Source organism: Billgrantia lactosivorans, assembly GCF_003254665.1.
Classification (GTDB): domain Bacteria; phylum Pseudomonadota; class Gammaproteobacteria; order Pseudomonadales; family Halomonadaceae; genus Halomonas; species Halomonas lactosivorans.
Genome location: NZ_QHGY01000005.1, coordinates 222,338 through 246,571 on the forward strand (window position 1 = coordinate 222,338; position 24,234 = coordinate 246,571).

Annotated in this window: 24 protein-coding genes and 1 tRNA gene; 12 read left to right on the forward strand and 13 right to left on the reverse strand. The window is 68.9% G+C overall.

Annotation, left to right across the window (positions count from 1 at the left end; translation table 11 throughout):
• The first annotated feature begins 71 nt into the window (after window positions 1–71).
• The 4 genes from prmA to purH all read left to right on the forward strand — a co-directional run bounded on the left by prmA (window position 72) and on the right by purH (window position 4,099).
• The gene (prmA, locus tag DIS04_RS13135; RefSeq protein ID WP_111414225.1) at window positions 72–986 is read left to right on the forward strand and encodes a 50S ribosomal protein L11 methyltransferase; all 915 of its coding nucleotides are present in this window, start codon (window positions 72–74) and stop codon (window positions 984–986) included.
• Between the two features lie 78 nt (window positions 987–1,064).
• Complete coding sequence (dusB, locus tag DIS04_RS13140) at window positions 1,065–2,108, forward strand: tRNA dihydrouridine synthase DusB (RefSeq protein ID WP_111414226.1); 1,044 nt, start codon at window positions 1,065–1,067, stop codon at window positions 2,106–2,108.
• The gene (gene fis, locus DIS04_RS13145) at window positions 2,105–2,443 is read left to right on the forward strand and encodes a DNA-binding transcriptional regulator Fis (protein ID WP_111414227.1); all 339 of its coding nucleotides are present in this window, start codon (window positions 2,105–2,107) and stop codon (window positions 2,441–2,443) included. The genes dusB and fis overlap by 4 nt, the downstream gene beginning before the upstream one ends.
• Before the next feature lie 75 nt (window positions 2,444–2,518).
• Window positions 2,519–4,099: a bifunctional phosphoribosylaminoimidazolecarboxamide formyltransferase/IMP cyclohydrolase gene (purH, locus tag DIS04_RS13150; RefSeq protein WP_111414228.1), complete on the forward strand. Its 1,581-nt coding sequence runs from the start codon at window positions 2,519–2,521 to the stop codon at window positions 4,097–4,099.
• A gap of 276 nt (window positions 4,100–4,375) precedes the next feature.
• Here purH and DIS04_RS13155 read toward each other — a convergent pair whose 3' ends face one another.
• The 4 genes from DIS04_RS13155 to folE form a co-directional block, all read right to left on the reverse strand.
• The gene (locus tag DIS04_RS13155) at window positions 4,376–5,833 is read right to left on the reverse strand and encodes an NAD-dependent succinate-semialdehyde dehydrogenase (RefSeq protein ID WP_111414229.1); all 1,458 of its coding nucleotides are present in this window, start codon (window positions 5,831–5,833) and stop codon (window positions 4,376–4,378) included.
• Between the two features lie 66 nt (window positions 5,834–5,899).
• The gene (locus DIS04_RS13160) at window positions 5,900–6,217 is read right to left on the reverse strand and encodes a hypothetical protein (RefSeq protein ID WP_162623067.1); all 318 of its coding nucleotides are present in this window, start codon (window positions 6,215–6,217) and stop codon (window positions 5,900–5,902) included.
• Between the two features lie 99 nt (window positions 6,218–6,316).
• Window positions 6,317–6,727 carry a dihydroneopterin triphosphate 2'-epimerase gene (gene folX, locus DIS04_RS13165; protein WP_111414231.1) on the reverse strand — a complete coding sequence of 137 codons (411 nt, stop codon included), beginning with the start codon at window positions 6,725–6,727 and terminating at the stop codon, window positions 6,317–6,319.
• 45 nt (window positions 6,728–6,772) lie between these two features.
• Window positions 6,773–7,330 (reverse strand): GTP cyclohydrolase I FolE, encoded by a 558-nt coding sequence (folE, locus tag DIS04_RS13170; protein WP_111414232.1) that lies wholly within the window; start codon window positions 7,328–7,330, stop codon window positions 6,773–6,775.
• Window positions 7,331–7,598: 268 nt separating this feature from the next.
• On the opposite strand from folE, the gene DIS04_RS13175 reads away from it, so the two are divergent.
• Entirely contained in the window at window positions 7,599–8,165 is a 567-nt protein-coding gene (locus DIS04_RS13175) for a hypothetical protein (protein WP_111414233.1), read from the forward strand.
• Between the two features lie 36 nt (window positions 8,166–8,201).
• Here the strand turns inward: DIS04_RS13175 and DIS04_RS13180 are convergent, their stop codons facing one another.
• Both DIS04_RS13180 and DIS04_RS13185 read right to left on the reverse strand, forming a co-directional pair.
• Window positions 8,202–9,188, reverse strand: a complete 987-nt coding sequence (locus tag DIS04_RS13180; RefSeq protein ID WP_111414234.1) for a serine/threonine protein kinase — start codon at window positions 9,186–9,188, stop codon at window positions 8,202–8,204.
• Between the two features lie 55 nt (window positions 9,189–9,243).
• Entirely contained in the window at window positions 9,244–10,029 is a 786-nt protein-coding gene (locus DIS04_RS13185) for a ComF family protein (RefSeq protein WP_245904564.1), read from the reverse strand.
• A 179-nt stretch (window positions 10,030–10,208) separates the two neighbouring features.
• On the opposite strand from DIS04_RS13185, the gene bioB reads away from it, so the two are divergent.
• From bioB to bioA, 7 genes are all read left to right on the forward strand, one after another.
• On the forward strand, window positions 10,209–11,315 hold the full coding sequence (gene bioB / locus DIS04_RS13190; protein WP_111414235.1) for a biotin synthase BioB: 1,107 nt from the start codon (window positions 10,209–10,211) through the stop codon (window positions 11,313–11,315).
• Window positions 11,316–11,320: 5 nt separating this feature from the next.
• Complete coding sequence (gene bioF / locus DIS04_RS13195; protein WP_111414236.1) at window positions 11,321–12,475, forward strand: 8-amino-7-oxononanoate synthase; 1,155 nt, start codon at window positions 11,321–11,323, stop codon at window positions 12,473–12,475.
• Entirely contained in the window at window positions 12,472–13,212 is a 741-nt protein-coding gene (locus tag DIS04_RS13200; protein WP_111414237.1) for an alpha/beta fold hydrolase, read from the forward strand. The genes bioF and DIS04_RS13200 overlap by 4 nt, the downstream gene beginning before the upstream one ends.
• Window positions 13,209–14,021, forward strand: a complete 813-nt coding sequence (locus tag DIS04_RS13205; protein WP_111414238.1) for a methyltransferase domain-containing protein — start codon at window positions 13,209–13,211, stop codon at window positions 14,019–14,021. Before DIS04_RS13200 ends, DIS04_RS13205 begins: the two co-directional genes overlap by 4 nt.
• Complete coding sequence (gene bioD / locus DIS04_RS13210) at window positions 14,018–14,719, forward strand: dethiobiotin synthase (protein WP_111414239.1); 702 nt, start codon at window positions 14,018–14,020, stop codon at window positions 14,717–14,719. The genes DIS04_RS13205 and bioD overlap by 4 nt, the downstream gene beginning before the upstream one ends.
• 44 nt (window positions 14,720–14,763) lie before the next feature.
• Window positions 14,764–14,848 (forward strand) — tRNA-Leu (locus tag DIS04_RS13215).
• A 147-nt stretch (window positions 14,849–14,995) separates the two neighbouring features.
• Window positions 14,996–16,264, forward strand: a complete 1,269-nt coding sequence (bioA, locus tag DIS04_RS13220; protein WP_111414240.1) for an adenosylmethionine--8-amino-7-oxononanoate transaminase — start codon at window positions 14,996–14,998, stop codon at window positions 16,262–16,264.
• Between the two features lie 78 nt (window positions 16,265–16,342).
• Here bioA and lpxC read toward each other — a convergent pair whose 3' ends face one another.
• From lpxC to murG, 7 genes are all read right to left on the reverse strand, one after another.
• The gene (lpxC, locus tag DIS04_RS13225; protein WP_111414241.1) at window positions 16,343–17,254 is read right to left on the reverse strand and encodes a UDP-3-O-acyl-N-acetylglucosamine deacetylase; all 912 of its coding nucleotides are present in this window, start codon (window positions 17,252–17,254) and stop codon (window positions 16,343–16,345) included.
• A 111-nt stretch (window positions 17,255–17,365) separates the two neighbouring features.
• Entirely contained in the window at window positions 17,366–18,535 is a 1,170-nt protein-coding gene (ftsZ, locus tag DIS04_RS13230; RefSeq protein WP_111414242.1) for a cell division protein FtsZ, read from the reverse strand.
• A 33-nt stretch (window positions 18,536–18,568) separates the two neighbouring features.
• Window positions 18,569–19,852 carry a cell division protein FtsA gene (gene ftsA, locus DIS04_RS13235; RefSeq protein ID WP_111414243.1) on the reverse strand — a complete coding sequence of 428 codons (1,284 nt, stop codon included), beginning with the start codon at window positions 19,850–19,852 and terminating at the stop codon, window positions 18,569–18,571.
• Window positions 19,853–20,046: 194 nt separating this feature from the next.
• Window positions 20,047–20,769, reverse strand: a complete 723-nt coding sequence (locus DIS04_RS13240; protein ID WP_111414244.1) for a cell division protein FtsQ/DivIB — start codon at window positions 20,767–20,769, stop codon at window positions 20,047–20,049.
• A complete protein-coding gene (locus tag DIS04_RS13245) occupies window positions 20,766–21,695 on the reverse strand; it encodes a D-alanine--D-alanine ligase (RefSeq protein ID WP_111414245.1) in 930 nt (309 codons plus the stop codon). The genes DIS04_RS13240 and DIS04_RS13245 overlap by 4 nt, the downstream gene beginning before the upstream one ends.
• The gene (murC, locus tag DIS04_RS13250; RefSeq protein ID WP_111414246.1) at window positions 21,692–23,131 is read right to left on the reverse strand and encodes a UDP-N-acetylmuramate--L-alanine ligase; all 1,440 of its coding nucleotides are present in this window, start codon (window positions 23,129–23,131) and stop codon (window positions 21,692–21,694) included. Before murC ends, DIS04_RS13245 begins: the two co-directional genes overlap by 4 nt.
• Window positions 23,132–23,162: 31 nt before the next feature.
• Window positions 23,163–24,218: an undecaprenyldiphospho-muramoylpentapeptide beta-N-acetylglucosaminyltransferase gene (gene murG / locus DIS04_RS13255; protein WP_245904566.1), complete on the reverse strand. Its 1,056-nt coding sequence runs from the start codon at window positions 24,216–24,218 to the stop codon at window positions 23,163–23,165.
• Between the last annotated feature and the right edge of the window lie 16 nt (window positions 24,219–24,234).

Genomic DNA, 24,234 nt, shown 5'->3' on the forward strand with positions numbered 1-24,234 from the left:
AGCGGAACCGAGAATCGCTCCCGGCGGGGTGGCCACGGCCACCCCGCCTGCGTCCTGCACAGGAGACCGCCATGCCCTGGCTGCAACTCAAGGCCCGCATTGCCCCGGAGCGGGCCGAACTGCTCGAGGAGCTGCTGCTGGCCGAAGGGGCCACCGCCATCACCCTCCAGGATGCCCATGACGACCCGGTGTTCGAGCCCGAGCGCGGCACCACGCCGCTGTGGGACGAGACGGTCCTGAGCGGCCTGTACGACGACCTGGAAGGCCTCGAGGCGATGCTGGAGCGGCTGGCGGCGGCCTGGGCCGAGACGCTGCCGGGGGAACCCTGTCCCGTGATCGAGCACGAGCTGCTCGCCGATCGCGACTGGGAACGCGAGTGGATGGAGGATTTCCAGCCGCTGCGCATGGGTCAGCGGCTGTGGATCGTGCCCAGTTGGCACCAGCCCCCCGACCCCGACGCCGTCAACCTGCACCTGGACCCGGGACTGGCCTTCGGCACCGGCACCCACCCCACCACGGCGCTCTGCCTCGAATGGCTCGACGGCCTGGCACTGGCGGGCGAACTCGACGGCGTCGAGGTGCTCGACGTGGGCTGCGGCTCCGGCATCCTGGCCATCGCCGCGCTCAGGCTGGGGGCGGCGATGGCCACCGGCACCGACATCGATCCCCAGGCGCTGCAGGCCAGCCGCGACAATGCCGAGCGCAACGATGTCGCGGCGCACGAACTCTCGTTGTGCTATCCCGAGCAACTGGCCGCCGACCGGCGCTTCGCCCTGGTGATCGCCAACATCCTGGCCGGCCCTTTGGTGGCGCTGGCGCCGACGATTGCCGGCCACGTGGCCCAGGGGGGGCAACTGGCCCTGTCGGGTATCCTCGAGCGTCAGGCCGACGAAGTCCTCGAGGCGTATCGCGATCAGGGCCTGACGATGGACGAGCCGCGGGTCCGGGAAGGCTGGGTTTGCCTGAGCGGGCGTCGCCCGGCCTGAATCCGGGACCTTCTGCCACCTTCACCCTGCCCCTCCGGGGGCGTATGATATGCAGCCCCGAACTCGTTGACCCGACTCATGCCCGATAGCCGTCCGCTGCCACAGATCGGCCGATACCGCCTGCCCAACCGCGTCATCCTGGCGCCCATGGCCGGCGTCACCGACCGCCCGTTCCGCCAGCTCTGTCGCCGGCTGGGGGCAGGGCTGGTGGTCGGCGAGATGGTCACCGCCGATCCCGCGCTGTGGCACACGCGCAAGTCGCGCCAGCGCATGGACCACCGCGGCGAGCCGGGGCCGCGCGCGGTGCAGATCGCCGGCGGCGATGCCGCCATGCTCGCCGAGGCGGCACGCCTCAACGCCGAGCAGGGCGCCGAGATCATCGATATCAACATGGGCTGCCCGGCCAAGAAGGTCTGCAACAAGGCCGCCGGCTCGGCGCTGCTGCGCGACGAGGGCCTGGTGGCCGAGATTCTCGACGCCGTGGTGGCGGCGGTCGACGTCCCGGTGACGCTCAAGATCCGCACCGGCTGGTGCGCCGCGAGCAACAACGGCGTGCGCGTGGCACGCCTGGCGGAAGCCGCCGGCATCCAGGCGCTGGCGGTGCATGGCCGCCACCGTCAGCAGCGCTACCAGGGGCAGGCCGAGTACGACACCATCGCCGCCATCAAGCAGGCCGTGCGCATCCCGGTGTTCGCCAACGGCGACATCGACTCTCCACGCAAGGCCGCCCAGGTTCTGGACTATACTGGTGCGGATGCGGTAATGGTCGGTCGCGGCGCCCAGGGCAATCCGTGGATCTTTCGCGAAATCGACCACTACCTGCGCCATGGACACAGCTGCCCGCCCCCCGAACCGAGCGAGAGGGCCAGCGTACTGCGGGCGCATCTCCACGCCCTGCATGAGTTCTATGGCGATTACATGGGCGTGCGAATCGCGCGCAAGCATCTCGGCTGGTACCTCGCCTGCGACCGTCGTTTCGATGCCGGCCGCCAGCGCGAGCTACGGGCGGCCTTCAACGCCCTCGAGCAGCCTGACGAACAGTGTGACTTCATCGACGTTCTCTTTCGCCCGGAGAGTGAGACCGACCTCCGCCGGGCAACGAATGGAATCAGTGCCGCATGAATCGTGAAGCCTTCAACCGCAATGCCGATCTGCCAGGCCTCGAGGCCAGCCCCTGCGCCGGCCTGCCGGAACTCGACAGTCCCGTCCTGCCGGCGGCCACGCTGGCGGAGCAGCCCCTGCGCGAAGCCGTCGACGCCGCCATGCGACGCTACTTCGACCACCTCGACGGCGGCACCGTGACCGACCTCTACGCCATGGTCATGGCCGAGGTCGAGGCGCCGCTGCTGGCCAGCGTGCTGGAATACACCCAGGGTAACCAGACGCGCGCCGCCGAGATGCTCGGGCTGAACCGCGGCACGCTGCGCAAGAAGCTCAAGCAGCACGACCTGATCTGAACCCGGCCGGTGAGGGCGGCCAGGCGCTGCCCCTGCCGGCTCCCCTTCACTTCCCATAAAGAGTTGCACCACACCATGGCCCCAGCTTCCCCCACCCCGGTACGCCGCGCGCTGATCAGCGTCTCCGACAAGACCGGCATCGTCGATTTCGCCCGCGGACTGGCCGCGCACGGTGTCGAACTGCTCTCCACCGGCGGCACCTTCCGGCTGCTGCAGGAGAACGGCATTGCCGTGACCGAGGTGTCCGAGCACACCGGCTTCCCCGAGATCATGGACGGGCGCGTCAAGACCCTGCATCCGAAGATCCACGGCGGCATCCTGGGGCGCCGCGGCCAGGACGACGCGGTGATGGCCGAGCACGGCATCGCGCCGATCGACATGGTGGTAGTCAACCTCTACCCCTTCGCCCAGACCGTGGCCAGGCCGGACTGCACCCTCGAGGACGCCATCGAGAACATCGACATCGGCGGCCCGACCATGGTGCGTGCCTGCGCCAAGAACCACGCCCACACCACCATCGTGGTGGATGCCGGCGACTATGCGCGTGTGCTGGCCGAGATCGAGGCCCAGGGCGGGGCGGTGAGCGATGCCACGCGCTTCGACCTGGCGGTGAAGGCCTTCGAGCACACCGCCGGCTACGACGCCGCCATCGCCGACTACCTGGGCCAGCGAGTGCCGGGCGGCGAGGACGGTTTCCCGCGCACCTACAACGTGCAGTTCGTCAAGAAGCAGGCCATGCGCTACGGCGAGAACCCGCACCAGAACGCGGCGTTCTACGTCGAGGCCGACGCCAGCGAAGCCAGCGTCGCCACCGCCCGCCAGCTGCAGGGCAAGGCGCTGTCGTTCAACAACGTGGCCGACACCGATGCCGCCTTCGAGTGCGTCAAGAGCTTCACCGACACCGCCTGCGTGATCGTCAAGCACGCCAACCCCTGCGGCGTGGCGGTCGGCGCCACCCCGCGCGAGGCCTACGACAAGGCCTTCGCCACCGATCCCACCAGCGCCTTCGGCGGCATCATCGCCTTCAACCGGCCGCTGGACGCCGACACCGCCCGCGCCATCATCGACCGCCAGTTCGTCGAGGTGATCATCGCCCCCGGCGTCGAGGCAGACGCCGTCGCCATCGTCGCCGAGAAGCAGAACGTGCGCCTGCTCGACGTCGGCGACAACTGGCCCGGAGAGCGCGAGCACGCCCACGACTTCAAGCGCGTCACCGGCGGGCTGCTGGTGCAGGACCGCGACCTGGGCATGGTCGGCCGCGACGAGCTGACCGTGGTCACCGAGCGGGTGCCCAGCGAACAGGAGATGCGCGACCTGGCGTTCGCCTGGAAGGTGGCCAAGTACGTCAAGTCCAACGCCATCGTCTACGCCAGGGACGGTCAGACCATCGGCGTCGGCGCCGGCCAGATGAGCCGCGTCTACTCGGCGCGGATCGCCGGCATCAAGGCCGCCGACGAGGGCCTGTCCGTGCCCGGCTCGGTGATGGCCTCGGACGCCTTCTTCCCCTTCCGCGACGGCATCGACGCCGCGGCGGCGGCCGGCATCACCGCGGTGATCCAGCCCGGCGGCTCCATGCGCGACCAGGAAGTGATCGACGCCGCCAACGAGGCGGGCATTGCCATGGTCTTTACCGGCATGCGCCACTTCAGGCATTAAAGACGCTGGATCTCGGTCAGACATACTTGGCCGCACAAAATAAAGCCCTCATCAATCCTGTTGATGAGGGCTTCTCGTATAGCGGACATTGACAGTCACACGTCGCGGCTCTCCGGCGACAGGCCTGCGCGGAGGCGCTGTGAACCCATCCTTGGGCACTACTTTTTCCTTCCCTGGAAAAAGACCTCCGCTTCGACCTGCCCCGGTGCCGCTCATCGTTGCGATCAACCGCACCAATATGAAGCTCAGCGAAACGTCGCAAGTGCAGTCCGTTTATTAACCAAGATCGATGCAGAGGTACTTGGTTTCTAGAAACTCCTCGATGCCCTGATGGCCGCCCTCGCGGCCGAGGCCCGAGGCCTTGACGCCACCGAACGGCGCCGCGGTGTTGGAGATCAGCCCGGTGTTGATGCCCACCATGCCGTACTCCAGCGCGTCGGCGACGCGCCACACCCGCCCCAGGTCGCGGGAGTAGAAGTAGGAGGCGAGGCCGTACTGGGTGTCGTTGGCCATCTGCACGGCGTCCTCCTCGTCCTCGAAGGGGAACACCGCTGCCAGCGGGCCGAAGGTTTCCTCCTGGGCCACCTTCATGTCGCCGTTGGCGAAGCTGATCAGCGTCGGCGTGAAGAAGTTGCCGCCCAGCGGATGGGGATGGCCGCCCAGCAGCAGCTCGGCACCCTTGTCGACGGCATCGTGGACGTGCTCGCTGACCTTGGCCACCGCGTTGCCGTCGATCAGCGGGCCAATGTTGATGTCCGGCTCGGTGCCGTCGCCCACCTTGAGCTCGCTGTTCATCGCCACCGCCAGCTTCTCGCAGAAGGCGTTGACCACGCTGGACTGGACCAGGAAGCGATTGGTGCAGATGCAGGTCTGGCCGGCGTTGCGGAACTTGGCCGCCATGGCCCCCTCCACCGCCGCGTCCAGGTCGGCGTCCTCGAAGACGATGAACGGCGCGTTGCCGCCCAGCTCCAGCGAGATCTTCTGGATGTGCTGCGACGCCCGCGACATCAGCTCGCGGCCCACCTCGGTGGAACCGGTGAAGGTGATCTTGCGCACCAGCGGCGATTCGGTCATGGCGGCAGCGATCTCGCCGGCACGCCCGGGGACCACGTTGAATACGCCGCGGGGCACGCCGGCGCGCTCGGCCAGCAGTGCCAGGGCGGTGGCCGAGAACGGCGTCTGGCTTGCCGGCTTGATGACGATGGTGCAGCCCGCGGCCAGCGCCGCGCCGGCCTTGCGCGTGATCATCGCCGCGGGGAAGTTCCAGGGGGTGATGGCGCCGACCACGCCCACCGGCTGCTTGGTGACCACGATGCGCTGGTTGGGCTTGGCCGCGGGAATGGTCTCGCCGTAGATGCGCCGTGCCTCCTCGGCGAACCAGCGGATGAAGCTCGCCGCATAGGCGATCTCGCCGGCAGCCTCCTTGAGCGGCTTGCCCTGCTCGTGGGTCATGATCATCGCCAGGTCGTCCTGGTGGTCGAGCATCAGGTCGTGCCACTTCATCAGGATGTCGGCGCGTTCCTGGGCGGTGAGGGCGCGCCAGCCGACGAGGGCGGCATCGGCCGCGGCGATGGCGCGTTCGGTCTCGGCACGCCCCAGGCGCGGCACGGTGCCGAAGGTCTCCCCCGTGGCCGGATTGACGACCTCGATCTGTTCGCCGCTGTCGGCAGCGACCCAGCTGCCGTCGATGTAGGCGAAGGGGCAATAGAGCTGTGTTTCCTTGAGGGCTTCCATGTGGTCTCTCCTGGCCTCAGCGGGGCCTGTACCGAGTTGAGTGAATGCGTGCCGCCCTGCCCCTTGTCACCGGGTTTCAGCGCTGCGTTGCTCGGGCAGGGTCTCGGGAGCGTCTTCCTGGACTGGCGGCTGAAGCATAGCGTTAAGTATGGCAAGGATCAGGACCAGTGCGATGGCAATCCAGCACAGGGCGCGGCCGAAATAGCGTTCGGGCTGACGATGGACCTGGCGCAGGCCCAGCACGGCGAAGATGGCGGCGGCCAGGTTGAGCGGCACCAGGCTGCCCTGCAGCAGCAGGGAGACGAGTGCCGTGACGATGGCCGTCATGGCCCAGGGCGCATGGCGCCGTCGCGGCGAATCACGGGAAGGGCTGTCGCGTTTCAACGAGTCGTCTCTCTCTGTCGGCTCGACGATAGGGCCTCATGCTAAGCGCAAAGGCCCCTTGCCACCAAACCCGGCCGGCCACGACAGAGCGCCGCGGGGTCAGCGGCTGCGACGTGGGTCCCGGCTGGCCGAGAGCGTGATGGAGACCGAATCGGCGAAGCGCAGCGCATGCGGCTTGTCGATCTCGACCTGCGCCGTGAGTACCTGTTCGTGGCTCATGATCAGGTCGAGCACCTCGCGGGTCATGCGCTCCAGCAGCAGGAAGCGGCCCTCCTCCACCAGTTCGATCACCTGCTTGCTGATGGTGCGATAGTTGAGCGCCTGCTCGATGAGGTTGAAGGCCACCGCCCGGTCCGCGCGGTAGCGGATCACGGCGTTGATCACCACGTCCTGGCGGTTGTTGATCTCCTCCTCCTTGATGCCGATGAAGGTCCGCAGGCGCAGGTTCTTGATGCGAATCGTGGCAAGATCGTGATCGAGATGCTGGTCGTCCAGGGCATGCAGCGTCATGGCGGGGCTCCAGGCAGGGAACGGGCGTCGCTAGCGGTTACCCGGTCAACGGCCGTTGACCAGGGTGAGAAATTCCTGCCGCGTCGGCTGGTTCTCGCGGAAGGCACCCAGCATGACGGAGGAGGTCATGCTGGAGTTCTGCTTCTCCACGCCGCGCATCATCATGCACAGGTGACGCGCCTCGATCACCACCGCCACGCCTCGTGCACCGGTCACGCGCTGCACGGCCTCGGCGATTTGGCGCGTCAGGTTCTCCTGGATCTGCATGCGGCGGGCGTACATGTCGACGATCCGGGCGAACTTGGAGAGCCCCAGCACCTTGCCGCTGGGCAGATAGGCAATATGGCACTTGCCGATGAAGGGCAGCAGATGGTGCTCGCACATCGAATAGAGCTCGATATCCTTGACCAGCACCATCTCGTCGGTCTCGCTCTCGAACACGGCGCCGTTGACGATCTCCTCGAGGGTCTGGGAGTAGCCACGCGTGAGAAACTGCATCGCTTTCGCGGCACGTTTCGGCGTGTCACGCAGGCCTTCGCGATCCGGGTCCTCTCCCAGTTCGACGATGATCTGGCGATAGAAGTTGGCAAGCTCTTCGTTCATGGTCAGGCCCTGCGACTCCGGTTACCGTTCGTCTGGTGATGGCCCGGCCATCGTCGTGATTCATACAGACATTATGCGCTTTACAAGGTATGTACAACTTTTAACGCCTCTGGACGACATTCTACCGTAACCGAAGGTTCGCCGCAGGCGGTATGCCTGAAAACGACACCCTGCGACAATCGTGCCACTGCTCCCCCCGGGCGGCTATGGTAAAGTACCGGCCTTGAAAACTGCCGATGAGCGCAGCCTGGTCCCCCGAGAGCCCGATATGATCAAGATTCCAGACGCGATACGGTCAGCCAGCGGCCTGGCCCTTTTGCTCCTCCTTCCCCTGACTGCCTCGGCCGACACGCTTTCCGTGCCGGGCGATGCCGTGGTCGCCTTCCAGGTCATCGACGACCTCACCCTGGAAGCGGGAAGCGAACGCCGCGACGATATCCTGCTTCGTCCCGTGAGCGGCCAGGACGGCACCACCCATGAACTTCCCGAATATTGCGTCGTGGTGGGCGACGCCCGTCACGACGGCGAGCGCCTGCGCATCACCGCCAAGGCGCTGACCTGCGTCGAGACCGAGGGCGGCAACAGCGATATCTACAACGGCGAGGTCTCAGCGGCCGCCTACGAGACGGACGGCAGCTACGGGCTGGCGGTGTGCGATGCCGGGCGCTGCGAACTGCCGAGCGATCACGTCTTCCATCTCCAGCTGGCCAGCGAGCTGGAGATCGAGGAGGAGGAGAACCCCTCCGAGCAGATCAACGAGCAGCGCCGCCAGGCCGAGGGTGCCGGCGTCGCCAACCCCATTCCCGCCGAACGCCCCGACCCCGACAGCGATTGACCCCCGGCCGCGCCCCGTGGGCGCGGTCCCTCGCCTTCAGGCCAGCCAGCGGGGCGATTGCGCAAGCGCCAGTCGCTGCTGCTCCAGCTGTCTCACGTGCGCCTCCCAGTAACCGGCATCGGCGACCCAGGGAAAGGCCTGGGGAAAGGCCGGGTCGTCCCAGCGCGCCACCAGCCAGGCACTGTGCCGCATCAGGCGCAGGGTGCGCAGGGGCTCGATCAATGCCAGCTCCCGGCGCTCGAACTCCCGGTGCTGCTCATAGCCCTCCAGCACCTCCGAGAGCTGCATGTGCCACTCCGCTTCGTGCTCGGCGGTAAGGAACATCCACAGATCCTGGATCGCCGGCGCCATCAGGGCATCGTCGAAGTCGACCAGGGAAAAGCTCTCGTCGCGGCCGAGCAGGTTGCCGACATGACAGTCGCCCTGCACCCGAATCGCCTGCTGTGGAGCCCAGGCATGGCCCTGAAGCGCCTCGTGCAAGGCCTCGGAGATCCGTTCGTAGGCCAGGCGCTGGCGCCGGTCCAGCCAGGGGGCGGTCAGCACCCGCTGACGGGCCTCGCGTACCATGCCATCCAGGTCGAGCCTGCCCCGGTGCCGGAACTCGGCACGCTCTCCCACCGCATGCACGGCGCCGATCAGTTCGCCAAGGGCAAACAGATGGGAAGGATTCTCCAGCTCCGGGGCCTGGCCCGACAGCTGGGGAAACAGGGCGAGGCGGAAGCCCTCGGCATGGTGCAGGCTACGCCCGGCGTCATCACGCCACGGCGGGGCCACGGCGACACCCTCCGCGGCCAGCTCATCCAGGAAATCGTGCTCCTCCTGGATCTGGGCGTCGCTCCAGCGGGCCGGGCGGTAGAACTTGGCCACCCAGCGCCGCGCCTCGTCGTCATGCAGCAGGTATACCCGGTTCTCGTAGCTGTTCAGGGCGAACGGCTCGCCCGGCAGCCAGAAGCCGAGCGACTCGATGGCCGCCACGACACGGGCGGGGGAGAGGGTAGCGAAGGGGTGTGGCGTACTGGGCATGGGCTTCACCGGCGGACGGGAGCCTCCATGGTAACAGCCCGGGCGAGCCAGGGAATCATCCGACTCGCAGCGGCGTGCGAGCCAACGACCACGCCTCCACCTCCCGGGCGCCGGCGGCTAGGCAGGCTTGCGCCAGCGCCTCCAGCGTGGCGCCGGTGGTCATGACGTCGTCGAGCAGCGCCACGCGCGACGGCAGCGGGCCCCTCACCTCGAAGCCACCGCGCAGGTTGCGGTAGCGCTCGCTGCGATCGAGGCCGCGCTGCGAGCGGGTGTGCCGGCGCCGCTGCGCGCGGGCCAGCCGCAGCCCGTGGCGGGCCGCCAGGCGCCGAGCCAGCCAGTCGGCCTGGTCGAAGCCGCGCTCCCGGGCACGGCTGGGGTGCAGCGGCACCGGGACCAGCGCCTCGGGCCAGGCCAGCGCCCCCGGCGGCAGGCCGAGTTCGAACAGCTCGAGCAGCACGGTGCCGGCCCGGGGCGAGGCGTGGAACTTGAAGCGCTGCATCAGCCTGGCCACTTCGTCCTCGTAGCGCAGCGGCACCCGCGAGCGTACGAACAGCGGTGGCCGGGTCAGGCAGTGGCCGCAGCGCCGGCCCGCCAGCGATCCCGCTGGCTGCGGCTCGGCGCAGCCGGGGCAGGCAGGCAGGTTCCACGGCAGCGACTCGAAGCAGGCCGCACACCAGGGGCGATCCCGCTCGGCCGGGGCCAGGCAGAAGCCGCAGCGCCCCGGCAGGGCCCGGCGCAGGCCGGCATCGATGGCCTGCCAGAGCGAGCGCAGCCAGCCGCGCCGTCGTGCGCCTTCTGGCGCCCCATCCCTTGACGCATTGCGCTTCAGTTCCGCCCCCATGGTGGGTCGTCCTTGTCGTGTCACGGTATGCGCTCGAGCTTATCACCTTCGCTGCGAGGGCAGGGCTCGCCGCCAGCATTGTCAACCCCAAACCGTGCGCAGGTTGACAGATTGCCATTTTCACGTAGGCTCACAGTCAACTTTCCCATACTCACGAGTTGACCGATACGAGCCCCTCCATGTCCGACGCCCTGCACGCCATCCCCAACGGCCAAGCCACCCCCACGCAAGCCGGGATCCGCCACGACTGGTCGCTGGCCGAGATCGAGGCACTCTTTGCCCTGCCCTTCAACGACCTGCTGTTCCGCGCCCAGCAGGTGCATCGCGCCCACTTCGATGCCAATGCCGTGCAGGTCTCCACCCTGCTGTCGATCAAGACCGGCGCCTGCCCGGAGGACTGCAAGTACTGTCCCCAGTCGGGACACTACACCACCGGGCTGGACAAGGAGAAGCTGCTGGAGATCGAGAAGGTGGTGGAGCAGGCCAGGGCGGCCCAGGAGGCCGGCGCCAGCCGCTTCTGCATGGGCGCGGCGTGGCGCAGCCCACGCGAGAAGGACCTGACCGTGGTGATGGAGATGGTCCGCCGGGTCAAGGCGCTGGGCCTCGAGACCTGCATGACGCTGGGCATGGTCGACGCGAACCAGGCCAGCCGCCTGGCCGAGGCCGGCCTCGACTACTACAACCACAACCTCGACACCTCGCCGGAGTACTACGGCGAGATCATCACCACCCGCACCTACGCCGACCGCCTGGCGACCCTGGCCAACGTGCGCGAGGCGGGCATGAAGGTGTGCTCGGGGGGCATTCTCGGCATGGGCGAGGCGCCCCGCGACCGCGCCGCCCTGCTGCAGCAACTGGCCAGGCTGGAGCCGCATCCCGAATCGGTCCCGATCAACATGCTGGTCAAGGTGCCCGGTACGCCGCTGGAGAACGTCGAGGACCTCGACCCTATCGAGTTCGTGCGCGCCATCGCCGTGGCACGCATCCTGATGCCGGCCAGCCACGTGCGCCTCTCCGCCGGGCGCGAGCAGATGGACGAGTCGACCCAGGCGCTGGCCTTCCTCGCCGGGGCCAACTCCATCTTCTACGGCGACAAGCTGCTGACCACCGGCAATCCCCAGGCCACGCGCGACCGCGCCCTGTTCGACAAGCTGGGCCTGCATCCCGAGCGGCGCGACACCTGCCACGACGACGACCAGCGCCAAGCCGCCCTCGAAGTCGCCCTGGCACGCCGGACGAGCCAGGACCGCCACGCCTCGCTGGCCTACGACGCCACCCGGGTCTGAACGCCGTGTCGTCGACCGCCCCCGCCTGGTCCGAGCGCCTCAATGAGGCCGCCGCCTGGCGCCGTGCCCAGGGGCTCTGGCGCGAGCGTTGCACTCCTCCGGCCGGCACCATCGATTTTGCCGGCAACGACTACCTTGGCCTGGCCGGCGACCCGCGGCTGGCCGAGGCCCAGGCGGCAGGGGCGCGCGACTACGGCGCCGGCGCCGGCGCCTCGCACCTGGTCAGCGGCCACCTGGAAGTCCATGAGGCCCTCGAGAGACGCCTGGCCGAGCTCGTCGGGCGTCCCCGCGCGCTGCTCTTCTCGACCGGCTACATGGCCAACCTGGGAACCCTGCAGGCGCTGTGCGACAGCGCAACCCAGGTCTTCCAGGATCGCCTCAACCATGCCTCCCTGCTCGACGGCGCCGGCCTTGCCGGGGCGCGCTCGCGGCGTTTCCATCATCGCGACCTCGACGATCTCGACCGCCTGCTCGCCCGGGCAGCGAGCGACTCGGCCCGGCTGGTGGTCAGCGACGGCGTGTTCAGCATGGACGGCGACGTCGCCAACGTCGCCGGCCTGGCGGAGATCAGCGCCCGCCACGGCGCCTGGCTGATGATCGACGACGCCCACGGGCTGGGCGTGCTCGGCGCCCATGGCGACGGCTGCGTCGGTCGAGGTCACGGCGTCGATCGAGTGCCGGTGCTGGTCGGCACCCTGGGCAAGGCGCTGGGCACCGCCGGCGCCTTCGTCGCCGGCAGCGAGGCCCTGATCGAACACTTGATCCAGTTTGCCCGACCCTACGTCTACACCACCGCGCAGCCACCCGGCGTGGCCGCCGCCACCCTCGCGGCGCTCGACATCCTCGCCATCGAACCCGAGCGACGCGAGCGGCTGCGGGTGAGCATCGCCTACTTCCGCCATGAGGCAGCGCGACTCGGCCTGCCGCTGGCGGATTCGTTCACCCCGATCCAGCCGCTGGTGCTCGGAGATGCCGGGCGCGTCATGCGCTGGGCCGCTCGGCTGGGCGAGGCGGGCCTGCGGGTCGGTGCCATCCGTCCGCCCACCGTGCCGCGGGGCGAGGCCCGGCTGCGCATCACGCTGCGCGCCACCCACGACCGCGACAGTCTGGATCGCTTGCTCGAGACCCTGGCACGCCTTCACGGGGAGGACGGGAGATGACCACGACGCTGGTGCTGCTCTCCGGCTGGGGCATCGATGCACGCATCTGGCAGCCGCTCGCCCCCCACTGGCCGGACGACGTCGTGATACGTTCACCCGATTGGCCCGGCTACGGCGAGAGGCGCGGCGAGACCCTGCCGAGGCGCCTTGCGGCCCTGGCCGACAGGATGCGCGATGGGCTGACCGAAGACGCCGTCTGGGTCGGCTGGTCGCTCGGCGGCCTGCTCGCCGGTGCGCTGCTGGCGCATCTGCCGGCGCCGCGGCGCCTGGTTCTGGTGGCGGCCGGGCCGCGCTTCTGCAGCGTGGACGGGGTCGGACCCGCCGAGCTGGCCAGCTTTCGCCGAGCCTTCGATCGGGATCCCCACGCCACCTGGCATCACTTCCTGCGCTGGCAGCTGCAGGGGGAGCCTGCTCCGCGGGTGGCCCATCGCCGCCTGCTCGACCTGCTGGGGTCCCGCCCCGGTGCCTCCCGCCAGACCCTGGCCACCGGCCTCGAGCATCTGGCCCGGCTCGACCTCGGCGAGATGCTGGCCACGCCGCCCTGCCCGATCCACCGGCTCGCCGGCGAGAATGACAGGCTGCTGGGCGCCAGCGCTCGACAAGCCGCCGACAGAACGCTCCCGGGGAGCGGCCACTGCCCGATGCTGTCGCGCCCGGAGGCCCTGGTGCAGCACCTCGTCGAGCTGGCGCGCGAGGCCGACGTCGGGCGCCGCGGCCAGCTCGAGAGCGCGCCATGACCCCCGCCTCATCGCACGCCACGAGCCGGGGCGAGGCGGACGCCGCCGGCGCATGGCGGTGCCAGGTTGCCCGGGCCTTTTCGCGGGCATCGCAGCGCTACGCCCGCCTCGCCCAGGCGCAGCAGCAGATGGGCGAGGCGCTGTGGCCGCTGCTGCCCGAGCGGGCCGAACGGGTGCTCGACCTGGGCTGCGGCCCGGGGCACTGGTGCCGGCGGCTGGCGGCTCATTTCGGTACGGATTGCCACGTGGTCGGGCTCGATCTCGCCGCGGGCATGCTCGACACCGCCCGCCGCGATGCCCCGAGCGGCATCGCCTGGCTGCGCGCGGACGCCGCCGCCCTGCCCCTGGCGAGCGGCCAGCTGGACCTGGCGTTTTCCAACCTGGCCATCCAGTGGTGCCCGAACCTCGACGCCGTGATGGCCGAGCTCCACCGGGTGCTGCGCCCCGGCGGGCGAGCCGTGATCAACACCCTGGGCCCCGGCACGCTGCAGGAGATCGCCCGCGCCTGGTCGTCGCCCGAGGCCCTGCTCGACTTCCGCTCGCGGGAGCGGCACCTGGCCAGCGCCCGCCAGGCCGGCTTCCGGCAGGTCCGCTGCGACGCCGTCAGCGAGCGCTTCTTCTATCCCGACCTGGCGGCGGTGATGGCCTCGATCAAGGGCGTCGGTGCCCAGACGCCGCGCCCGCAAGCCCGCCTGACCCGCCGCGACCTCGACCGCGCCAGGCGTCGCTACGAATCGCTGCGCGAGCCCGCGGGGCTGCCGCTCAGCTACCGCCGTCTGACCCTTGTGCTCGACAAGGAGCCGACATGAGTCGTTATTTCGTGACCGGCACCGACACCGATGCCGGCAAGACCCTGGTGACCGCCGGCATGCTGGCGCTGGCCCGCTCGCGCGGCCTGACCACCCTGGGGCTCAAGCCCGTCGCCTCGGGATGCCGCCGCACCGACACCGGGCTGCGCAACGACGATGCCCTCGCCCTGTTGGCGCGCAGCGTTCCGACGCCGGCCTACGAGACGGTCAACCCTTGCGCCTTCGAGCCCGCCATCGCCCCGCATCTGGCCGCCGGCGAGGCCGGCGAGCGGGTCGACGTCGCCCAGCTGTGCGCGCATGTCGCCCCCCTGCTGGACGAGCCTCGAGACCTGATCCTGGTCGAAGGCGCTGGCGGCTGGCGCGTGCCCCTCAACGACGCCGAGGACCTCGCCGAACTGGCCCTGCGCCTGCGCCTGCCGGTGATCCTGGTGGTCGGCCTCAAGCTCGGCTGCCTCAACCATGCGCGGCTGACGGCCGAGGCCATTCGCGCGGATGGCGCCGCGCTTGCCGGCTGGGTCGGCAACCTGATCGACGCCGACTTCGCCCGCGACGCCTCGCACTATGCCGACAACCTGGCCACGCTGCGACGCACCCTCGAGGCGCCCTGCCTCGGCGTGGTGCCACGCCTGCGCCGGGTGGCCCCGGCACGGCGACCGGAAGCCGCCGTCGCTCATCTCGCGCTGCCCGAAGGCGATTGACTTGCGACCGAGGGTCCGTAAAATGTGGACGCCTGCCCAGCCCTGCGGATGTGGTGGAATTGGTAGACACGCCAGATTTAGGTTCTGGTGCCTTCGGGCGTGGGAGTTCAAGTCTCCCCATCCGCACCACCATCACGTCTCGCTCTCGTCGAGCGTCGCATCATCCTCGCCGACCTCCTCGTCGCCTGCCCGGCGACGGCGCGCCGTGGCCGTCACCCCGGCGCGTGCCTGCCGTCCGCTCGACATTTCATCCCCGACGCTCACGGAGGCATGACGATGACGTCCCCCGTCTGGCATCCCTATGCCCACCTGCTCACCCAGCCTGCCGCTCCCAGGGTCATCGGCGGCGAGGGCCCCCGCTTCACCCTGGACACCGGCGAGACGCTGCTCGATGCCACCTGCTCCTGGTGGTGCATGATCCATGGCTACTCGCACCCGCGCCTGGTGGCGGCACTCAAGGCGCAGGCCGATACCCTGTGCCACGTGATGCTGGGCGGCCTGACCCATGAGCCCGCCGATCGCCTGGCGCGTGAACTGGTTCGCGTCACGCCGCCCGGGCTCAACCACGTGTTCTTCTCCGACAGCGGCTCGGTTGGCATGGAAGTGGCCATGAAGATGGCCGTGCAGTACCACCACCTGGGCGGCCGCCCCGGCAAGCGCCGCATGCTGTCGCTGATGAAGGCCTACCATGGCGACACCAGTGGCTGCATGGCGGTATGCGATCCCGAGGAGGGCATGCATTCACTGTTTGCCGGCTACCTGCCGCGCCACCATTTCGCCCCCGCCCCCGCCGCCCCCTACGAGGCCGGGCCCGACGCCGTGGCGCAGGACCTCGCCGCCCTGAGGGAACGCCTCGAGCGCCATCACCATGAGATCGCCGCGCTGCTGGTGGAGCCGCTGCTGCAGGCCGCCGGCGGTCTCAACATCACCTCGCCGCACTACCTGAAGGGCGCGCGTGAGCTGTGCGACGAGTTCGACGTGCTGCTGATCTTCGACGAGGTGGCGACCGGCTTCGGCCGCACCGGCAGGTTGTTCGCCGCCGACCACGCCGGGGTGTCACCGGACATCATGGTGCTTTCCAAGGGGCTCACCGGAGGCTACCTGGGACACGCGGCGACGCTGGCCAGCGACCGTGTGCACGACGCCTTCATCGGCGAAAGCCCGCTGCATGCCTTCATGCATGGCCCCACCTTCATGGGCAATCCGCTGGCCTGCCGCGTGGCGCTGGAAAGTCTCGCCGTGTTCGAGGAAGAGAACTACCTGGACAAGATCGCGCGGCTCAACCGGGTGCTGCGCGAATCGCTGCTGGAAGACCCGACGCTGCGCCGCCACCCCCGGGTGCATGACGTCAGGGTACTGGGCGCCACCGCGGTCATCGAGGCCAAGGCCGCCACCGACCTCGAGGGCGTCGCGGCCTTTGCCCGGGCGCGGGGCGTCTGGCTGCGCCCCTTCGGCCGCTGGCTCTACACCATGCCCGCTTACATCACCCCCCTCGACGACATGCGCCTGGTCACCGAGACGATGAAGGCATGGTTCTCGCGCTGAAGGCGGCGCAACCGAACGCGACAGCGCCGCCCGAGGGCGGCACTGTCGCGAGAGAGGAAACAGTCGGGGCTCGCGTCGTCAGGCCATGGCCGGCTGCGCGTAGGAGATCGGCGCCAGCTCGCGCTCGCTCTCGAAGGTGACGATCTCGTAGGCATCGGGCTGGGCCAGCAGCGCGCGGCACAGCTGATTGTTCAGCGCATGTCCCGATTTCACCCCGCGGAACTCGCCGATCAGGCTGTAGCCCAGCAGGTAGAGATCGCCGATCGCGTCGAGCACCTTGTGCTTGACGAACTCGTCCTCGTAGCGCAGCCCGCCTTCGTTGACGATGCGATACTCGTCGACCACGATGGCGTTGTCGAGGCTGCCGCCCAGTGCCAGGTTGTTGGCCCTCAGGTACTCGAGGTCACGCATGAAGCCGAAGGTCCTGGCGCGGGAGACCTCCTTGACGAAGGAGGTCGTCGAGAAATCCACCACGGCGGTCTGCTTCTGGTCCTCGAAGACCGGGTGATCGAACTCGATCGCGAACGTCACCTTGAACCCCTGGTGCGGCAGGAAGCGTGCCTCCTTGCCGCCATCCTGCACCACCACCTCGCGCTTGATGCGGATGAATTGCTTCGGGGCTTCCTGTTCGGCGATGCCCGCCGACTGGATCAGGAAGACGAACGGACCGGCGCTGCCATCCATGATCGGCACTTCGGGCGCGCTGAGGTCGATGTAGGCGTTGTCGATCCCCAGCCCGGCCAGCGCGGACATGAGGTGTTCGACGGTCGCCACCTTGACGTCATCCCGCGAGAGCGCGGTGCACAGGGTGGTGTCGGTGACCAGCCCGGCACTGGCCGGCACCTGCACCTCGGGGGTCAGGTCCGTGCGCACGAACACGATGCCGGTGTTCACCGGGGCCGGACGCAGGGTCAGGTATACCTTCTTCCCGGAATGAAGGCCGACGCCAGTGGCGCGGATGGTGTTTTGCAGGGTGCGTTGTCTGATCATGGGCAGTAGCCAGGCCGTTGTATGTTATCAAACACCGTTCACTATAACACCGAACGAGTGTTTCAACAAAAAAACATCTCCTGGCCCTGCCTATGCTCGCAACAGCCTGTATCAGTCGGCTTGTCGACGCAGGAAGGCCGGGATATCGAGGTAATCGTCCAGCTCCTGGGGCGAGCGCCGCTTCTCCGGCTGCGGCTTGGCCGCCTCCTGTGGCTCGGCCTTGGGCATGGCGCTCTGCTGGCGCATGGCCGGCTGAGCACGCTGGCGATATTCGCTGCCTTCATTGCGCTTGGCCGTTTCGCGGCCAGCCGCCTTGACCTGGCGCCCCTCGAGGCCGGCCGCCACGACGGTGACGCGCAGCTCGTCGGTCATGTCCATGTCGATGGACGTGCCCACCACGATGGTGGCGTCCTGGGAGGCGAACTCCTGGACGGTGGCACCGACGTCGTTGAACTCGCCGATGGAGAGGTCGGGGCCGGCGGTGATGTTGACCAGGATACCGCGCGCGCCGTGCAGGTCGATATCCTCCAGCAGCGGGCTGCGGATGGCCTTCTCGGCGGCTTCGCGGGCGCGGTTCTCGCCGGTGGCGCCGCCGGTGCCCATCATCGCCATGCCCATCTCGGACATCACGGTGCGCACGTCGGCGAAGTCGACGTTGATGATGCCGGGGCTGGTGATCAGCTCGGCGATCCCCTGCACGGCCCCCAGCAGCACGTCGTTGGCGGCGCTGAACGCGGTGAGCAGGCTGGCGTTCTTGCCCAGCACCGAGAGCAGCTTCTCGTTGGGAATGGTGATCAGCGAGTCGACGTGCTCCGACAACTCCTTCATGCCCTCCTCGGCCACGCGCATGCGCTTCGGCCCCTCGAAGGGGAACGGTCGCGTGACGACGGCCACGGTGAGGATGCCGAGCTCCTTGGCGACCTGGGCCACCACGGGTGCGCCGCCGGTGCCGGTGCCGCCCCCCATGCCGGCGGTGATGAAGACCATGTCGGCGCCGCTGATCAGCTCGGCGATGCGCTCGCGGTCCTCCATGGCGGCCTGTCGACCCACGTCGGGGTTGGCGCCGGCGCCCAGCCCCTTGGTGATCTCGTTGCCGAGCTGGAGCACGGTCTTGGCGGCCACCCGCTTGAGCGCCTGGGCGTCCGTATTGGCGCAGATGAACTCGACGCCTTCGATATTGCTCTCGACCATGTGGTTGACGGCGTTGCCGCCACCGCCACCTACGCCGACGACCTTGATGACCGCACTGCTCGAGGGTGCGCTATCTACCAGTTCGAACATAAGCCCCGTCTCCTGGACCGCGCTGCGGCCCTATTAGAAATTTCCTTTCAACCAGCCCTTGAGTTTTGCCAGCGCCGGAATCCCTTCCCATCCACCACGCTGGGAGACGTCTTCGCGCCTGGGTGGCGCCGCCACTACCCTGCCTTCACGGCCATGCCCTTGTCGAGCCTCCTGAAGAGCGTAATGTAGCAAACCTACACCGGTGGAATAAATCGGGTTGCGCACCACGTCGGAGAGCCCGCGCACGTTGTGGGGGCAGGCGATGCGCACCGGCATGTGGAAGATCTCCTCGGCCAGCTCGACGACCCCCTCCATGCGCGAGGTGCCGCCGGTGAGCACCACGCCGGCGGCCACCAGGTCCTCGTAGCCGCTGCGTCGCAGCTCGTCGCGAATCAGGGTGAAGAGCTCCTCGTAGCGCGGCTCCACCACCTCGGCCAGGGCCTGACGCGACAGGTCGCGGGCGGGGCGGTCGCCGACGCTCGGCACCTTGATCATCTCGTCGCTGGCGGCCAGCTGGGTCAGCGCGCAGGCGTACTTGACCTTGATCTCCTCGGCGTACTGGGTCGGGGTGCGCAGCGCCATGGCGATGTCGTTGGTCACCTGGTCGCCGGCGATGGGAATCACCGCGGTGTGGCGGATGGCCCCTTCGGTGAAGACGGCGATATCGGTGGTGCCGCCGCCGATGTCGACCATGCAGACCCCGAGTTCGCGCTCGTCCTCGGTCAGCACCGCCATGCTGGAGGCGAGCTGTTCGAGGATGATGGCGTCGACCTCGAGGCCGCAGCGCCGTACGCATTTATCGATGTTCTGCACCGCATTGAGCGCGGCGGTTACCAGATGTACGCGTGCCTCGAGCCGCACACCCGACATGCCGAGCGGCTCGCGAATACCGCCCTGGGTGTCGATGGCGAATTCCTGGGGCAACACGTGCAGGACCCGCTGCCCCTCGGAGATGGCGCGTGCCCGGGCCGAATCGATGACTCGCTCGATATCGGTGGACATCACTTCGCGCTCTTTTATCGCCACCACACCGTCGGAGTTCATCGAACTGATATGACTGCCCGCCACGCCGACATACACCGAATGGATATCGCACCCGGCCATCAACTCGGCCTCTTCCACGGCGCGCTGGATCGACTGCACCGTCGATTCGATGTTGATCACCACGCCCTTCTTCATGCCGCGCGAGGGGTGCGATCCGATCCCGGCAATCTCGATGCCGCCGTCATCGGTAGGCTGTCCGACGATGGCCACTACCTTGGACGTTCCGATATCCAGTCCGACTACCATATTGGATGAGTTGGAAGTGACTGCCATGCGCCGGAGTGTCTCCTGAAACTTGACCCGCTGGGAATCCCATTATTCTGATAAATGGTCATTGCGCCCATTATAGAAACAACTGGCGTTAAACCACCAGTCCATTACAAAAAACCTGGTTCACGATACGGGTTATTGGAGACAAAGAAAACAGCGCAATGCTGCAAGATGAGGCCTGTGCGTGACAAAAGGTTTCAGCCGGTACCGTCGTCCTCCTCCTCGATGTCGGTTTCGCCATGCCAGGCAACGGCCACGCCGTTGGGGTAGCGCAGGTCGATGTAGCGGATATGCGTCGCCTGGGGGCCCAGCTGCCGCCGCCAGGCCGCCGCGAGCCTGGCGAGCCGCGCCTCGCGATCGCTGCGCCCCAGCATCACCCAGACTCCGTCGTCGAGCTGGAAGCGCCAGGCACCGCGCGGCTCGAGCCGCAGCTGCGAGATGCCCAGGCCCAGCTCCTCGAAGCGTGGAACCAGCCGGTCGTGGTAGGCCAGCACCTCGGCGCCGCTGCCGACCGGCCCGGCCAGATCCGGCAGCCCTTCGGGTGGTGCCACCGGCGCGAAGGCAAACGGTTCGCCTTCGGGATTGAGCAGATAGTCGTCGTTCCAGCGCGCCACGGGCACCTGCTCGACCAGCTCGAAGGTCAGCGTATAGGGCCACTCCCGCGCCACGCGAACCTCGGCCAGCCAGTCGATGTTGCGCGCACGGCGGCGCAGCTCGGGAAGGTCCGCCGACAGCCAGGTCTGGCCCTGCAGCAGCGGCGCCAGCTGCGAGCGCAGGTAGTCGGCGCTGACGTGCTGCAGCTCGCCGCGAATCGCCACCCGCTCGATGGGTCGATCGAGCCAGGTCCACAGGGCACGGCCGCCGGCGCCCAGCAGGATCAGCAGCAGCAGGATGCCCAACGTCGAGCCGCGGGTACTCATGCCTGGCGCGGCTCCAGCGTGGTGGCCAGTATCTGCAGCACCAGCGCATCGAAATCGATGCCGGCATGGGCGGCGGCCTGGGGCACCAGGCTGTGGTCGGTCATTCCCGGTGAGGTGTTGACCTCGATCAGCCAGAAGCGCCCTTCGCCATCGCGCATCACGTCGACTCGCCCCCAGCCTTCGCCGCCGACGGCGTCGAAGGCCTGGCGGCACAGCTCGCCAAGCGCCGTCTCCTGGACATCGGCGAGACCGCAGGGCAGGTGGTAGCGCGTCTCGTCGGAGTGGTACTTGGCCTCGTAGTCGTAGAAGCCGCTGGGCACCTCGACGCGAATGGCCGGCAGCACCCGTCCGCCGAGCAGCGACACCGTGTACTCCTCGCCCTGGATGAAGCGTTCGGCCATGACCCGCGCGTCGAAGCGCGCCGCCTCGTGGTAGGCCGCCTCCAGGGCCGCCCTGCTGGCGACGATGCTGATGCCCAGGGTCGAGCCCTCGTGCACCGGCTTGACGATCAGCGGCAGCCCCAGCCGGGCGACGATCTCATCCCAGTCGGCGTCGGCCGTGAGCATCAGCGACTCGGGGGTGGGCAGACCCAGGGCCTGCCAGACAAGCTTGGTGCGCTGCTTGTCCATGCCCAGCGCCGAGGCCAGCACGCCGCTGCCGGTATAGGGAATGCCCAACAGTTCGAGTGCCCCCTGCAGGGTACCGTCCTCACCGCCGCGGCCATGCAGGGCGATGAAGACACGATCCGGCGCGAGCGCCTCGAGCCCGACCAGGCCGCCATCGGCCGGGTCGTAGCCGATCACGTCGACGCCGCTGCGCTCGAGCGCCGCCAGCACCGCGGTGCCGCTTCGCAGGGAGACGTCCCGCTCGGCGGAATCGCCGCCGTACAGCACCACCACTTTTCCCAGCTCACTCGCCTGCGTCATAGCTCCACCTCGTCGAGAATCAGCCGGCTCTCGGCCAGACCGAGGGCGATGCCGCCCACATCGCCGGCGCCCTGGGTGATCAGGATGTCGTCGCCGCGCAGGACCTTGGCCAGCAGCGTCGGCAACTCCGACTTGTGCTGCACGAAGATCGGGTCGAGGGTACCGCGCTGGCGTATCGAGCCCGCCAGAGTCTTGCCATCGGCGCCGGGAATCGGCGCCTCGCCGGCGCTGTAGACGTCGAGCAGCAGCAGCACATCGACCCCCGAGAGCACGCGCACGAAGTCCTCGTAAAGGTCGCGGGTGCGAGTGAAGCGGTGAGGCTGATAGATCATCACCAGCCGGCGCCGCGGCCAGCCGGCCCGCACCGCCTTGATCACCATCTCCACCTCGCGCGGGTGATGCCCGTAGTCGTCCACCAGCATGACCTCGCCGCTGCCGCCGGGAGGCGCGAAATGGCCGTGCACCTGGAAGCGGCGCCCCACGCCGGCGAAGCTCGCCAGGCCGCGCAGGATGGCGGCATCGTCGACGCCGGCATCGGTGGCCACGGCGATCGCCGCCAGCGCGTTGAGCGCATTGTGCCGCCCCGGCATGCTCAGGCGGACCGTCAGCGGAGCCAGGCCGTCGGGGCGCAGGGCGGTGAAGTGGACCTCGCCGGCCTGCTGGGCGAAGTCGACGACCCGGTAGTCGGCATCCTCGCTGAAGCCGTAGGTGACGAACTGGCGATGGATGCGATCGAGCAGGTCACGCACGTGGTCGTCGTCGATGCACAGGATGGCCAGGCCGTAGAACGGCAGGTTGTGCAGGAACTCGATGAAGGTCCCCTTGAGCCGTTCGAAGTCGCCGCCGTAGGTACTCATGTGATCGGCATCGATGTTGGTGACGATCGACACCATCGGCTGCAGGTGAAGGAAGGAGGCGTCGGATTCGTCGGCCTCGGCCACCAGGTAGTCGCCCTCCCCCAGCCGTGCGTTGGTCCCGGCGCTGGTCAGCTTGCCGCCGATGACGAAGGTCGGGTCGAGCCCGCCTTCGGCGAGCAGCGTCGAGGTCAGGCTGGTCGTGGTGGTCTTGCCGTGGGTGCCGGCCACCGCGATGCCGTGGCGAAAGCGCATCAGCTCGGCGAGCATCTCGGCGCGCCGCACCACCGGCACGCGGTGCTCCTGGGCCCAGCGAATCTCGGGATTCGACGGGTCCACCGCGGTGGAGACCACCACCACGTCGGCGCCCGCCACGTTGTCCTCGGCATGGCCGATGGCCACGCGAATGCCGTGCTCGCGCAGGCGGGCCACCACCGGCGACGCCTTCAGGTCGCTGCCGCTGACCTGATAGCCCTGGTTGGCGAGCACTTCGGCGATGCCGCACATGCCGGCCCCGCCGATGCCGACGAAATGGATGTGCCGTATGCGGCGCATGCCGAGGCCACGCCCGTGGCGCGGCATCGTTGCCTGACCGGGAACCGGCCTCAAGGTGCTATCGCTCAAGCGCTGTCTCCATGCAACCGGCCACCAGGCGCTCGACGGCATCGAGGTGCGCGCAGCGGCGCGCCTGCCGGGCCATGGTGGCGAGAGTGTCGGGGTCGAGTAGCGTCGCCAGGCTCTCGCCCAGCGCCGCCGCGGTCATTTCCTGCTGCGGCATCAGTCGCGCCGCACCCGCCGCGACCAGCGCACGGGCATTGGCGGTCTGGTGGTCGTCCACCGCGTGGGGCAACGGCACGAACAGCGCCGGCTTGGCCGCCGCCGCCACCTCCGAGACGGTCAGCGCCCCCGCCCGGCAGACCACCAGATCGGCCCAGTCGTAGGCCGCCGCCATGTCATCAATGAAGGCGCTCACCTCGGCCTCGACGCCGTGCGCCGCGTAGGCCTCGCGGGTGACGGCATCCTTGTCGCGGCCGGCCTGGTGACGCACCACGGGGCGGCTCGCCTCGGGCAGTGTTGCCAGTGCCTCGGGCAGCCGCTGGTTGAGCGGCAGCGCCCCCAGCGACCCCCCCACCACCAGCAACCGCAGGCGACGGCCGCGCATCGCCGCCGCCGCCCGCGGCGATGCGCCCAGAGCGGCGATGTCGTCCCGCACCGGATTGCCGACCACCTCGCCCCGGCTGTCGAACGCCTGGGGGAAGGCGGCGTAGACGCGGCGGGCGAGTCGCGCCAGGGCACGGTTGGTCAGCCCGGCCACGGCGTTCTGCTCGTGAATCACCAGCGGGCGCCGCAGCAGCCATGCCGCCAGCCCGCCGGGGCCGCTGGCGAAACCGCCCAGGCCCACCACCAGCACCGGGTCCAACTGGCGAATGATGCGGGCCGCCTGCCACACGGCGCGGGTCAGGTTGAACGGGGCCTTGAGCCAGCCGGCCAGGCCGTTGCCGCGCAGCCCGGCCACCGAGATGCGATGCAGCGGCAGCTCGGCCGCCGGCACCAGGCGATTCTCGATGCCCCGCGGGCTGCCCAGCCAGTGGACCTCCAGCGCCTCGGCCTGCAGCCCGCGGGCCAGCGACAGCGCGGGGATGACGTGCCCGCCGGTCCCCCCCGCCATGATCAGGACGCGCCGT

Bases quoted from the DNA above. Each gene is read 5' to 3' on its own strand.
- prmA (WP_111414225.1), top strand. From the start codon at position 72: ATGCCCTGGCTGCAACTCAAGGCCCGCATTGCCCCGGAGCGGGCCGAA.
- dusB (WP_111414226.1), top strand. From the start codon at position 1,065: ATGCCCGATAGCCGTCCGCTGCCACAGATCGGCCGATACCGCCTGCCC.
- fis (WP_111414227.1), top strand. From the start codon at position 2,105: ATGAATCGTGAAGCCTTCAACCGCAATGCCGATCTGCCAGGCCTCGAG.
- purH (WP_111414228.1), top strand. From the start codon at position 2,519: ATGGCCCCAGCTTCCCCCACCCCGGTACGCCGCGCGCTGATCAGCGTC.
- DIS04_RS13155 (WP_111414229.1), bottom strand. From the start codon at position 5,833: ATGGAAGCCCTCAAGGAAACACAGCTCTATTGCCCCTTCGCCTACATC.
- folX (WP_111414231.1), bottom strand. From the start codon at position 6,727: ATGACGCTGCATGCCCTGGACGACCAGCATCTCGATCACGATCTTGCC.
- folE (WP_111414232.1), bottom strand. From the start codon at position 7,330: ATGAACGAAGAGCTTGCCAACTTCTATCGCCAGATCATCGTCGAACTG.
- DIS04_RS13175 (WP_111414233.1), top strand. From the start codon at position 7,599: ATGATCAAGATTCCAGACGCGATACGGTCAGCCAGCGGCCTGGCCCTT.
- DIS04_RS13180 (WP_111414234.1), bottom strand. From the start codon at position 9,188: ATGCCCAGTACGCCACACCCCTTCGCTACCCTCTCCCCCGCCCGTGTC.
- DIS04_RS13185 (WP_245904564.1), bottom strand. From the start codon at position 10,029: ATGGGGGCGGAACTGAAGCGCAATGCGTCAAGGGATGGGGCGCCAGAA.
- bioB (WP_111414235.1), top strand. From the start codon at position 10,209: ATGTCCGACGCCCTGCACGCCATCCCCAACGGCCAAGCCACCCCCACG.
- DIS04_RS13200 (WP_111414237.1), top strand. From the start codon at position 12,472: ATGACCACGACGCTGGTGCTGCTCTCCGGCTGGGGCATCGATGCACGC.
- DIS04_RS13205 (WP_111414238.1), top strand. From the start codon at position 13,209: ATGACCCCCGCCTCATCGCACGCCACGAGCCGGGGCGAGGCGGACGCC.
- bioD (WP_111414239.1), top strand. From the start codon at position 14,018: ATGAGTCGTTATTTCGTGACCGGCACCGACACCGATGCCGGCAAGACC.
- bioA (WP_111414240.1), top strand. From the start codon at position 14,996: ATGACGTCCCCCGTCTGGCATCCCTATGCCCACCTGCTCACCCAGCCT.
- lpxC (WP_111414241.1), bottom strand. From the start codon at position 17,254: ATGATCAGACAACGCACCCTGCAAAACACCATCCGCGCCACTGGCGTC.
- ftsZ (WP_111414242.1), bottom strand. From the start codon at position 18,535: ATGTTCGAACTGGTAGATAGCGCACCCTCGAGCAGTGCGGTCATCAAG.
- ftsA (WP_111414243.1), bottom strand. From the start codon at position 19,852: ATGGCAGTCACTTCCAACTCATCCAATATGGTAGTCGGACTGGATATC.
- DIS04_RS13240 (WP_111414244.1), bottom strand. From the start codon at position 20,769: ATGAGTACCCGCGGCTCGACGTTGGGCATCCTGCTGCTGCTGATCCTG.
- DIS04_RS13245 (WP_111414245.1), bottom strand. From the start codon at position 21,695: ATGACGCAGGCGAGTGAGCTGGGAAAAGTGGTGGTGCTGTACGGCGGC.
- murC (WP_111414246.1), bottom strand. From the start codon at position 23,131: ATGCCGCGCCACGGGCGTGGCCTCGGCATGCGCCGCATACGGCACATC.
- murG (WP_245904566.1), bottom strand. From the start codon at position 24,218: ATGGCGGGGGGGACCGGCGGGCACGTCATCCCCGCGCTGTCGCTGGCC.